Annotated in this window: 10 protein-coding genes; 4 read left to right on the top strand and 6 right to left on the bottom strand. The window is 49.9% G+C overall.

Annotated elements, in window-relative coordinates; all coding sequences use genetic code 11:
- Window positions 1–11 precede the first annotated feature (11 nt).
- Together dnaK and grpE are read right to left on the bottom strand one after the other, a co-directional pair.
- Window positions 12–1,934 carry a molecular chaperone DnaK gene (gene dnaK / locus IDZ20_RS08050; protein ID WP_188150914.1) on the bottom strand — a complete coding sequence of 641 codons (1,923 nt, stop codon included), beginning with the start codon at window positions 1,932–1,934 and terminating at the stop codon, window positions 12–14.
- A 165-nt stretch (window positions 1,935–2,099) separates the two neighbouring features.
- Entirely contained in the window at window positions 2,100–2,702 is a 603-nt protein-coding gene (grpE, locus tag IDZ20_RS08045; RefSeq protein ID WP_188150913.1) for a nucleotide exchange factor GrpE, read from the bottom strand.
- A gap of 249 nt (window positions 2,703–2,951) precedes the next feature.
- On the opposite strand from grpE, the gene recN reads away from it, so the two are divergent.
- Window positions 2,952–4,631: a DNA repair protein RecN gene (recN, locus tag IDZ20_RS08040; RefSeq protein ID WP_188150912.1), complete on the top strand. Its 1,680-nt coding sequence runs from the start codon at window positions 2,952–2,954 to the stop codon at window positions 4,629–4,631.
- 169 nt (window positions 4,632–4,800) lie between these two features.
- Here recN and fur read toward each other — a convergent pair whose 3' ends face one another.
- Window positions 4,801–5,211, bottom strand: a complete 411-nt coding sequence (fur, locus tag IDZ20_RS08035) for a ferric iron uptake transcriptional regulator (protein ID WP_188150911.1) — start codon at window positions 5,209–5,211, stop codon at window positions 4,801–4,803.
- Between the two features lie 83 nt (window positions 5,212–5,294).
- Here fur and IDZ20_RS08030 point away from each other — a divergent pair, with 83 nt between their 5' ends.
- A complete protein-coding gene (locus IDZ20_RS08030; RefSeq protein WP_188150910.1) occupies window positions 5,295–5,780 on the top strand; it encodes an outer membrane protein assembly factor BamE in 486 nt (161 codons plus the stop codon).
- 140 nt (window positions 5,781–5,920) lie between these two features.
- On the opposite strand, the gene IDZ20_RS08025 is transcribed toward IDZ20_RS08030, so the two are convergent.
- The 3 genes from IDZ20_RS08025 to IDZ20_RS08015 form a co-directional block, all read right to left on the bottom strand.
- The gene (locus IDZ20_RS08025; RefSeq protein WP_188150909.1) at window positions 5,921–6,235 is read right to left on the bottom strand and encodes an RnfH family protein; all 315 of its coding nucleotides are present in this window, start codon (window positions 6,233–6,235) and stop codon (window positions 5,921–5,923) included.
- 90 nt (window positions 6,236–6,325) lie between these two features.
- Window positions 6,326–6,757 carry a type II toxin-antitoxin system RatA family toxin gene (locus tag IDZ20_RS08020; protein WP_188150908.1) on the bottom strand — a complete coding sequence of 144 codons (432 nt, stop codon included), beginning with the start codon at window positions 6,755–6,757 and terminating at the stop codon, window positions 6,326–6,328.
- Window positions 6,758–6,765: 8 nt separating this feature from the next.
- A complete protein-coding gene (locus tag IDZ20_RS08015) occupies window positions 6,766–8,100 on the bottom strand; it encodes a sodium-dependent transporter (protein ID WP_188150907.1) in 1,335 nt (444 codons plus the stop codon).
- Between the two features lie 110 nt (window positions 8,101–8,210).
- On the opposite strand from IDZ20_RS08015, the gene smpB reads away from it, so the two are divergent.
- Both smpB and IDZ20_RS08005 read left to right on the top strand, forming a co-directional pair.
- Entirely contained in the window at window positions 8,211–8,690 is a 480-nt protein-coding gene (gene smpB / locus IDZ20_RS08010) for an SsrA-binding protein SmpB (RefSeq protein WP_188150906.1), read from the top strand.
- Between the two features lie 198 nt (window positions 8,691–8,888).
- Entirely contained in the window at window positions 8,889–11,582 is a 2,694-nt protein-coding gene (locus IDZ20_RS08005) for a glycoside hydrolase family 3 C-terminal domain-containing protein (RefSeq protein WP_188150905.1), read from the top strand.
- The last annotated feature ends 2 nt before the right edge of the window (window positions 11,583–11,584 follow it).

Genomic DNA, 11,584 nt, shown 5'->3' with positions numbered 1-11,584 from the left:
CCGGATTTCGCCTACTTGTTTTCGTCTTTAACTTCTTCGAACTCAGCGTCTACCACACCGTCATCGGCGGGCTTTTCTGCTGCAGATTCTGCACCGGCTTGAGCGCCAGCAGCCTGCTGTTCGGCGTAGAGCTTTTGCGCCAATGACCCAGAAGCGTCGGTTAGCTTTTTCGTAGCCGCTTCCATAGCTTCCTTGTCGTTGCCTTTAGCAGCCGTCTCGGCTTCAGAAATAGCTTCGTCAATGGCCGCCTTTTCCTCAGCCGTCGCCTTATCACCAGCCTCTTCAAGCGTTTTCTTGGTCGCATGAACTAAACCTTCCAAAGTGTTACGTGCAGTTACCACCTCTTCAAACTGGCGGTCAGCTTCAGCGTTAGCCTCTGCATCTTTTACCATCTTCTCGATTTCTTCATCGCTCAAACCAGAAGATGCTTTAATAACAATCGACTGCTGTTTGCCCGTAGCTTTATCCTGTGCGGACACATTCAAAATACCGTTGGCATCAATATCGAAGGTCACTTCAATTTGTGGCATGCCGCGCGGCGCGGGTGGAATATCAGCCAAGTCAAAACGTCCCAAAGATTTGTTTTGGCTAGCTTGCTTACGCTCACCCTGAACTACGTGAATAGTTACCGCAGTTTGATTGTCGTCAGCGGTCGAAAATACCTGTGATTTTTTAGTCGGGATGGTCGTGTTCTTCTCGATCAAAGCCGTCGCAACACCACCAGCAGTTTCAATACCGAGGGTTAGCGGGCTCACATCAAGTAGCAATACATCTTTAACATCACCGGACAATACCGCACCTTGAATGGCTGCACCCATGGCAACGGCTTCATCTGGGTTTACATCTTTGCGTGGCTCTTTACCGAAGAACTCAGCAACTTTCTGCTGAACCATAGGCATACGCGTTTGGCCACCTACCAAAATCACATCATCAATTTGACCTACAGATAAATCTGCGTCTTTCAAAGCAACTTTTAACGGCTCGATTGAACGCTGCACCAAATCTTCAACTAAAGATTCCAGTTTTGCGCGCGACAACTTCACCACCAAGTGCTTAGGACCGCTCGCATCAGCAGTAATATAAGGCAGGTTCACTTCAGTCTGCTGGCTAGAGCTAAGCTCGATTTTGGCTTTTTCGGCGGCTTCTTTTAAGCGTTGCAATGCTAATGGGTCACTGTGTAAATCGATCCCGCTGGTCTTTTTAAATTCAGCGGCAAAATACTCGATTAAACGCATATCGAAATCTTCACCACCCAAAAAGGTGTCACCATTGGTAGACAACACTTCAAACTGATGCTCGCCATCAACATCAGCGATTTCGATAATAGAAATATCGAAGGTACCACCACCCAAATCGTATACCGCGATAGTACGGTCGCCTTGAGCCTTATCCATACCGTAGGCCAAAGCCGCAGCCGTTGGCTCGTTGATAATACGCTTAACATCTAAGCCAGCGATCTTGCCAGCATCTTTAGTTGCCTGACGCTGCGAATCATTAAAGTAAGCCGGTACGGTAATAACCGCTTCCGTTACCGCTTCACCAAGATAATCTTCAGCGGTCTTCTTCATTTTCTTTAGCACTTCGGCAGAAATCTGCGGTGGCGCCTTGCTGTCACCTTTTACTTCCACCCATGCATCACCATTATCGGCAGCAACGATTTTGTAAGGCACCATCTTGATATCTTTTTGAACGACGTCATCTTGGAATTTACGGCCAATCAAACGCTTTACTGCGTAGAGCGTATTGGCAGGATTGGTAACCGCTTGACGCTTTGCGCTCTGGCCAACTAACACTTCATTGTCGTCGGTAAAGGCAACAATCGAAGGGGTCGTGCGATCACCCTCGGAGTTTTCAATTACTTTTGCTTTGTTACCCTCCAACACCGATACACAGGAGTTAGTGGTTCCCAAGTCAATTCCGATTATTTTACCCATTTAAAGTCTCCAGTTTGTCTTTGCGCCAGCGGGCCTAGGCACGCTGGTAAAATTCTTGTCTGATCATGGCGGGCTGATCTCTAGATGTAACACCTTGTCAGCACCGCTGCTCGCTTGTTCTTCAATATTGGTGCCGCCTGAGATTATTCAAGGGCTGCACATTATTTATTCAGGTGCTTTCGACACCACCACCATCGCCGGACGGACCAAACGGCCGTGCAAAGTGTAGCCACACTGGAACACATTGATCACGGTGTTAGGCTCTACATCTGGCTGAGGCACTGCGGTCATCGCCTGGTGCAGCTGTGGGTCGAAGGGCTCACCTTCAGGATTAACGGTTTCTACATTGTGGCGCTTAAGTCCGTCCATAAGCGATTTCAAGGTCAACTCTACGCCTTCAATTACGGCTGACATTTCAGCACCCTCAGCGCTCGCGGCGTCGACAGCGCGCACTAAGTTATCGGCAACCGGCAGCATATCGCTGACAAATTTTTCTACGCCGAACTTGTGAGCCTTTTCAACGTCCATCTCCGCACGGCGACGTACATTTTGCGCCTCTGCAGCGGTGCGTAACACCTGCTCTTTGGCGTCCTGCAGCTCTTGCTCCAAGCGCGCAATAGTTGCCAACAACTCTTCGCGATCAGAAGCTTGCTCTGACGCAGGTTGCGGTTCACCGCTCGAATCTAACTCGGCGTCGAGGGTCACCTGATCCTCGTCCAAGCCGTCGGCCGCTTCGTTTTGTGTTTGCTTATCGTCGATCACACTCATCTCCCAAGTAACAATTGTGCGAATAACCTAGTTTAGTTTGCCTGCCAATATGGGGGCGACACCGACACATTCAAGCCTAAAAGCTCATCATCTTTTGAGTAAAAAGTACGCTGATCGAACAATTCTTAAAATTTACTTGCAACCAAAACATGAACCACTGTATAAATAGCCACCAACCACTGGATATAAAAACACTAAACAGACGAAGTTACATCCCAGCCCGAAAACCGTTCGCCACGAGGACTACCTGTGCTAACTCACCTTCACATCACCGATTTCACCTTAGTCGACCAGCTCGATCTCGAGCTGCATAGCGGGCTCAGCACCATCACAGGGGAAACCGGCGCAGGTAAGTCGATTATGCTGGGTGCTCTGGGTTTAGCGCTTGGCGATCGCGCGGAAGCTGACAAGGTTCGAGTAGGTAAAAAGAAAGCTGAGATTCACGCTAGCTTTGATATAAGCCAGCTCTCCTTTGCAAAAAAATGGCTGCTAGAGCATGAGCTTGCGGCGGGTGACGAGTGTATTTTAAGGCGTATTATCGCTACCGACGGTCGCTCACGCTCTTACATTAACGGCCAGACCGTCACCCTTAGCCAGCTGCGAACGCTCGGCGACATGCTGATAGATATCCACAGCCAGCACGAACACCAGTCACTTCTCAACACCAAAACACATCAGCGCCTACTCGACGCCTTCGGCGGTTTACAACCCTTATCGAAGCAGGTCAAAGAGTCCTACCGAGAATGGCGCGACCTAAACAATACTCTTATGGAAATGCAGAGCCAAAACGACGAACTAAACGCGCGCTTTCAGCTACTGCACTATCAGGTGCAAGAGCTGGATCAACTGGGGCTGGAACCGGGCGAATTACAGCAGTTGGAAGCCGAGCAAAACCATCTCGCCAATGCCGAGACTATCGACACCCACTGCCGCCACGTTGTCAGCCTCTGCAGCGACGACGAAGGCCTGCAAGACCGAATCAATCAAGCCGTGGCACTTCTGCAAAAACTCGACTCCACACCCACTGGCGTTAGCGAAGCGGAATCACTCCTGCGCAATGCCTTGATTCATGTTCAAGAAGCTCAATCAGAACTAGATCGCTACCTAGACGGACAAGATGCCGACCCCGCACGGCTGCCCGAAGTCGAGGCCCGCCTGAGTGCGATTTACGATATTGCGCGCAAACACCGGGTTACACCAGAGGCGCTCGAAGAGCTCCACAACAACCTCAGCCAAGAATTGGCGGGGCTGCAAAGTGGAGACGAACAAATAGAAGCGCTAGAACAGCAGCGCGCCAACATCGAAAAGATATACCGACAGCTTGCCAACGAGCTCAGCGAACAACGCCAATTCGCGGCCGCACGTCTTGCTAAAGCGGTTAACGACAAGCTTGCCCAACTGGCAATGAGCAACGCAAATCTCAGTATCGCACTTAATTCCGCTAGCGATACACAACTGCACGAACCCAGCATCAATGGCAATGAAATGGTTGAATTCTTGATCAGCACAAACCCAGGGCAAGCGGCAAAGCCATTGGTCAAAGTTGCATCTGGCGGCGAATTGTCACGCGTAAGCCTAGCCATTCAAGTGGTAACCGCGCAAACATCTACAACACCTACACTCATCTTCGACGAAGTTGATGTTGGTATTGGCGGCGCTACAGGGGATGAAGTAGGCAAACTGCTGCGTGAATTGGGCCAGTCGGCACAAATTTTCTGTGTAACTCACTTGGCGCAAGTGGCGAGCAAAGCTCACCACCACTTGCTCGTGAGCAAACAGAGTAACGAAAAAGAAACCCTTTCACGGGTGGCAGAACTGTCGGACAAGGAAAAAATCGCAGAAATCGCGCGGATGATGGGCGGCCCAGCAGACTCTCAAAAGTCTCTCGCGCACGCCAAGGAAATGATGCGGCAGGGTGCCGGCGCCTAAACTATATCAACGGCGCTCATGTGAAGAAAAACAACAACAAAACCTAAGCACTCGAAATTTGACCGCTTCTGGCTGTTTTTATTTTGGCGACTTCTGGCTCTAGCTACTTTTAGCTATACCGTCCGGCGCAAGCGGCAAAGATGGCAATACTTATCTAGGCTAGCGATTTCTAGCTTTTAAGCGGTTTTACGTAAAGAACCAAACTGTGACCCGAAATTTCGTAGCCATGCTCAGCCGCTATTTCGCGCTGTAGCGATTCAATTTTCTCATTGTGAAACTCAATTACGGTTCCACTTTCGATACACACCATATGATCGTGATGATCGCCGCGATCCAGTTCGAACACCGAATGACCGCCATCAAAGTTGTGCCGCTCAACCAAACCGGCACTTTCAAACTGTGTTAAGACACGATATACCGTCGCCAAACCGACATCTTCACCGGCTTCTAACAACAATTTATAGACATCTTCTGCACTTAAATGACGATCTTCGGAATTTTCTAGCAATTGCAGAATCTTAACTCGCGGTAGAGTTACCTTCAGGCCTGCTTTGCGTAATTCCTGATTTTCCATTGCCATCTAATCGCTCCTCACGTGGGCTTAGCGTCTTATTGAATTTTCGGGTATTATCCCCGCCCTATTGAGTTTTGAAAACCGTAGATATGAAATTAACATTTAAAATCGTCATTAGCGCCCTTCTAGCCTTTCACCTCAGTGGCTGTTCCAACTTCCAATTCCCTTGGGCATATCGCATTTTCGTGCAACAAGGGAACTACGTTGAAGAAGATATGGTAGAACAGTTAGAAGTTGGCATGACCCCCGAGCAGGTACGCTTCGTAATGGGGAATGCGCTTATTACCGACTCGTTCCACCCAGATCGCTGGGATTACTACTACAACGTACGACGCGGCGAAAAGGTGATTAAGGAATACCACTTTAAGGTGTTCTTTGAAAACGAACGCGTAGTGAGCTGGGAAGGAGATTACCAACCTTCACGCAAAGCGCGCAAAAGTAGCGCCGACAAAGACAAAGCTGACTCAACAGGCAATTCTGATGATGCCGAAAGCGTTGACGATGAGTCGAGTCCGAAAAATGGCAACGAGCTGCCCCCTCAGGCACCGCGCGAACCAATCAACGACTCTGCCTAGAGAAGAGCCACAAAGCTCAAAAGGCTAGCTAAACACATAGCTAGACGACACGCATAGCTAGACGACACAAAGAGCCTCCTACAATGCCAATAGCAGGTTTTGGCAATATCGGCCCCAAAATAAGGGCTAAGATCTCGGTCTTAGCCCTTATTTTTTTCGGCACGCTTGCGCCTAACTTCTTTTGGATCACAAATTAGCGGTCGATAAATCTCAATGCGATCACCACTTTGCACTTCATATTCACGCGGTGGCTTCAAGCCCTTGGTGCCTAGCGCTTGGCCAAACAATCCCATTTTTGCATTCTCGAGATCCACGTCAGGGAATTCTTTCACTATCCCAGACTTCTCTACCGCTACATAAGCGGTGGTGCCCGGCGCTACCAGCACCTCAATAATTCTCTGCTTGTGCGGCAGAGCATAGGCGACTTCTACACTTACGGGTTCAATATCACTCACAATAATCTAAGCCTACAAAGACACTTTTAAATTTAGCTATCACTTAGCCGCCGTAAGGTACTTACACAAACATACCGGACGTGAAAGCAACTAGCCGTAAACGGTTTTCGCACGTCGACACAATGCATCAACCTGCTCACTGGCGGCCTGCTCAAATAAACGACCAGCCGCGAAGCCGAGCAGTTTATTGGAAAACTCAAACTCTAGCCAGAAGTTGACTTTACACGCAGTGGCAGAGAGAGCCTGAAAAAACCACTCTCCCTCCATATGCGTGAAGGGCCCTTCGACTAACCGTAAGCGCATGGTCGTTGGCGGAATCAGGTCATTGTGTGTCACGAATGACTGCTGGATACCCGCCTTAGACAGCTCTAGACGCGCTTCTAACCAGTCCTCACCTCGCGACAACAGTTCAGCTCCTACACAGCCTTTCATAAATTGCGGGTAGGATTCAAAATCGTTAACCAGCTGATACATTTGTTCGGCGGAATAACCCACCAGCGCAGATCGCTCTATTCGTTTCATTCCCGCTCCTAGCCGAACAATTTACTGTAAAGGCTAAGTCCCATAACTAACGCCACCAATACCGGCGAAATATAGCGCAAAACGAAACGCCAAATTTCGAATAACGGATGTTCTTCGCCGTCCATCTCCTTGGCAACCACGTCTCGTTTCATTAACCAGCCGACAAACACCGCGATAAACAAACCGCCAAGCGGCAACATAATTTGCGCAGTAAGAAAATCGAGCGCATTAAAGATCGCACCGTTCCAAATAGAAGCCAAACCACCACACCAAGCAACAAACGCCAACAGGAACGTCGCTTTGATTCGGTTGAACTTACCGGTTTCCACTAGCCAAGCCACACCCGGCTCAATGAGCGATACGGCCGAGCTCCACGCGGCGACCGTCACCAGCATGAAAAACAGTGTGCCAAATATTAGCCCCAGTGGCATTGAGCCAAAGGCTACGGGCAAGCTAACAAACATCAACCCAGGGCCAGAGCCAGGCTCAATCCCCGGCGTTGCAAAAACGATAGGGAATATAGCCAAACCAGCGACCAAAGCCACCACCGTATCTAATAGCCCTACAGTAATAATGGTACGGCCGATTGATGAATGGTCTGGCATATAGGCGCCGTAGGCCATGATTGCTCCCATCCCCAAGCTCAAGGTAAAGAAGGCGTGACCAAGTGCGACTAGCACACCATTCCAAGTAAGCTTTTCAAAATGAAATTCGAACAAAAAACGAAACGCCGCCGCAAAGTCACCTTCAACCACGCCATAGCCGAGCAGCAAAATCAAAACAACAAACAAAAATGGCATCAACACTCTCGCCACCATACCCAAACCTCGGGTAACACCCGCCGCGACCACCGCAAAGGTCATAAAGCTAAAAATGCTGTGCCACATGGCTTGCTTACCGTTATTGGCAAGTAGCGCATCAAAATAACCTGTACTGACCGTCCCCACAGCGCTGCTAAACTCACCCGAAGCCAGCGCAAAAATGTAGTTAACCGCCCAGCCGGCTACAACACTATAAAAAGCCATTATCATTAATCCGGCGACCACCCCCATCCAGCCAATCGCCGTCCAGCCGCCGTGCAAACCGGCCTCACTGGTAACGTAGCGCATGGCGTTGATGGGGCTCATTCTACCGCGGCGGCCAATTAACACCTCCGCCATCATTACCGGAATACCGATGAGCGCGATACACAGCAGGTAGATCAGAACAAAAGCACCGCCACCATTTTCGCCTGCAATATAAGGGAATTTCCAAATATTCCCCAAGCCAACAGCAGACCCAGTGGCTGCAAGGATAAAGGTCCAGCGACTTGCCCATACCCCATGCATTTTGCGTTTATCCATGGATGCTCTCCCCAAGCGATATTAAAAATCGTTATGTTTGCGGCGATTGTAGCGGTTATTACAGGAAGAAGACTAGGATATGACGGACGCAGGCCCTATAATCCGCCGCCATGGCTTCTAAAAAGAAAAAACCTGGCGATAACACCATCGCCCAAAATCGACGCGCGCGGCACGACTATTTTATTGAAGATAGATTCGAGGCTGGACTTGCGCTCACCGGTTGGGAAGTAAAAGCACTGCGCGCACAGCGTGGCCAGCTAACCGAAAGTTACGTGGTATTCCACCGCGACGAAGCCTGGCTCCACGGCGTACAGATTCAGCCATTACCCCAAGCCTCAACGCATTTCGTTACCGAACCCACTCGCACTCGCAAGCTGCTGTTGCACCGTCGCGAGCTCAATAAACTGCGTGAAGCAACCGAGCAAAAAGGCTACACCATTGTGGCCACCGCTCTTTACTGGAAGCAGCACTTGGTAAAATGCGAAATCGCCATTGCCAAGGGTAAACAGCTTCACGACAAGCGCGAATCTGCCAAGGAACGCGACTGGGACCGTGAAAAACAACGCTCTATGCGGGTAGACGCTAAATAGCACTTCCCGCCCCCTTCTTTATCCAGCGCAACCTTTAATGCCTTTCCCCAGGGCTGCTACGCTTGTATTTTCAACTATCAATAAATAGCCCAAGCCATACATTTGCTGGGTATATATTTATCTAGCCTGCTGGGAAATAGTCATTTTTACTATTACCATAGAGGTTACGTCTTTCCTGCACTTACAAAGCGAGATCCCATGTTCCTTGTAAAATCCGTCGCCCGCTGGCTAGCTTTCACCACCTTATGTTCAACAATCGGCTTTACGACTGCTAGCGCAAACGCCAATACAGCAGAAAGCACCTCTGAGGTTCCCTATTTAAATACTGCGCTAAGCATCGAGAAACGGGTCGACGACCTCGTTGCACGCATGACCACTAGCGAAAAAATCGCCCAAATGTACAACGAGGCTCCAGCGATTGAGCGTTTAGGCATTCCCGAATACAACTGGTGGAACGAAGCACTACACGGTGTGGCTCGCGCCGGGAAAGCCACGGTATTCCCGCAGGCTATCGGCTTAGCGGCCATGTGGGATCGCGAACTTCACCATGAAATCGCCACCGCCATTTCCGACGAAGGCCGCGCGAAGTATCACAACTTTATCGACAACGATGTGGTGTTTCGTTATACCGGCTTAACCTTTTGGTCGCCGAATATTAATATTTTCCGCGATCCACGCTGGGGGCGCGGACAAGAAACCTACGGCGAAGACCCCTACCTAACCGGCGAACTCGCCGTGGAATTTATTCAGGGCTTACAAGGCGACGACCCGAAATATCTTAAAACTGCGGCGATGGCCAAACACTTTGCAGTACACAGCGGCCCAGAAAAATCTCGCCACTCCGACGATTATCACCCAAGCGACAAAGACCTCTACGAAACCTACCTCCCCGCGTTTGAAAAAGCCGTGGTCGAAGCCAATGTCGAATCGGTTATGTGCGCCTACAACCGTGTAAATGGCGAGCCAGCCTGCGGCAACTCAAAGTTGCTCAAAGATATTCTGCGCGACCGCTATCAATTCGATGGCCATGTTGTCTCTGACTGCGGCGCCATTTGGGATTTTTATCGGTTCGACGGCCATAGAGTGGTCAAGTCGCCAGCGGCGGCGGCAGCGCGCGCCGTACGTACCGGTACCGACCTTAATTGCGGCACCGACCACCTCAGTGTGTTTAGCAATTTACATTTTGCGCTACAGCGCGGCCTAATAACCGAACAAGAAATCGATACCGCCGTCAAAAGATTATTCCACACGCGCTTTAAGCTGGGCATGTTCGACCCGCAAGACGCCGTGCCTTTTAGCAAACTAAGCCTCGACCAAGTCGGCAGTACACAACATTTAACACTAACCGAAACAGCTGCAGAAAAATCATTTGTTCTATTAAAAAATGATGGCGTTCTGCCGTTAGACAAAAACATATCAGTTGCGGTAATTGGCCCCAATGCCACCAACCCAACAGTCCTAATCGGCAACTACAACGGCGAACCCATTAATCCGGTTACGCCACTCGCGGGGATTCAATCCTACCTAGGTGAGAACAACGTTAGCTACGCTCCGGGTTCTGCCCTAGCGCAGCAGCAATACAGCCACTTTGATGTCGTCGGGCCAGAAAATTTTTTCCACGATAACAATGGCATACTCGAACCCGGCTTAATCGCCAACTACTACGCCATAAATTCAGATGGCCCGCATGAAAGCAGCAAGCGCACCACCGAAACAACCGCTAGCATCAGCCGCGTTGATGCCAACATTGATTTCTATTGGTCGCGTTCGCCGCTCGACAACAGCCTGCGCGATGAATTTACGGTGCAGTGGCGCGGCGTGCTAGTTCCGCAAAACAGCGGCGAATACGAATTTAAAACCCGCGAAACCCTCACCATTAACGGCAAGGAAGTACGGGGGCCAATAACATTAAACGCAGGTGAACATTATGCCTTTAGCGCCGAACAAACTTTCTTGCGCACCTGGTGGGGCAATCCAATCGACGCCTATGCACAACTGCGCTGGATTAATCACTCGCGCGACCTCCAAACCGAAGCCATTGCCGCTGGCAAAAAAGCCGATGTCATTATTTTTATGGGCGGAATTTCGGCGGACTTAGAAGGCGAAGAAATGCCGGTATCGATTAAAGGCTTCGACCACGGCGACCGCACCGATATCGAACTACCCAAAGCGCAAAAGAAACTACTGCGCAAACTTCGCAAGCTTGGGAAACCAATTGTACTGGTAAATTTTAGCGGTAGCGCCATGGCTTTAAATTGGGAAGACAAAAATCTTAATGCCATTGTGCAGGGGTTTTACCCAGGCGAAGCCACCGGCACAGCGCTGGCAAAACTTTTATGGGGAGACACCAATCCATCGGGACGACTTCCGATCACCTTTTACAAAGGGCTAAATGACCTACCCGGTTTTAAAGATTACACCATGGAAAATCGCACCTATCGCTATTATCGCGGCACGCCACTTTACCCCTTTGGCTACGGCTTAAGTTACAGTAACTTCGGCTATAGCCAACTCGTTATCAATGGTGAAGCCGCACAACAAAAACCGATCACGATTGTCGAAAATACCGATATAGAACTTACCGTAAAGCTTACCAATAGCAGCGAACGTGCCGGGGAAGAGGTTAGCCAAGTCTACCTAAGCTTGCTAGATGCACCGATTGCAACACCGCAGCGACAGCTGGTGGAATTTAACCGCAGCGAGCTTAACGGCGGCGACACCAAGCAACTACAGTTTACGATTCCTGCCAGCGCCATGACCTATATTGATAACCAAGGCAACACACAAAACTATTTTGGCCGCGCCAAACTAACCGTTGGCTCAGGGCAAGCGCCCTACTTAGCGGCCACGCAATATCGCGAACAAATTATTTCTATCGTTCGCAGCAATTGATT

The organism is Teredinibacter waterburyi, assembly GCF_001922985.1.
GTDB classification, from domain to species: Bacteria; Pseudomonadota; Gammaproteobacteria; order Pseudomonadales; family Cellvibrionaceae; genus Teredinibacter; species Teredinibacter waterburyi.
This window is presented reverse-complemented; position numbering and strand designations above follow the sequence as displayed.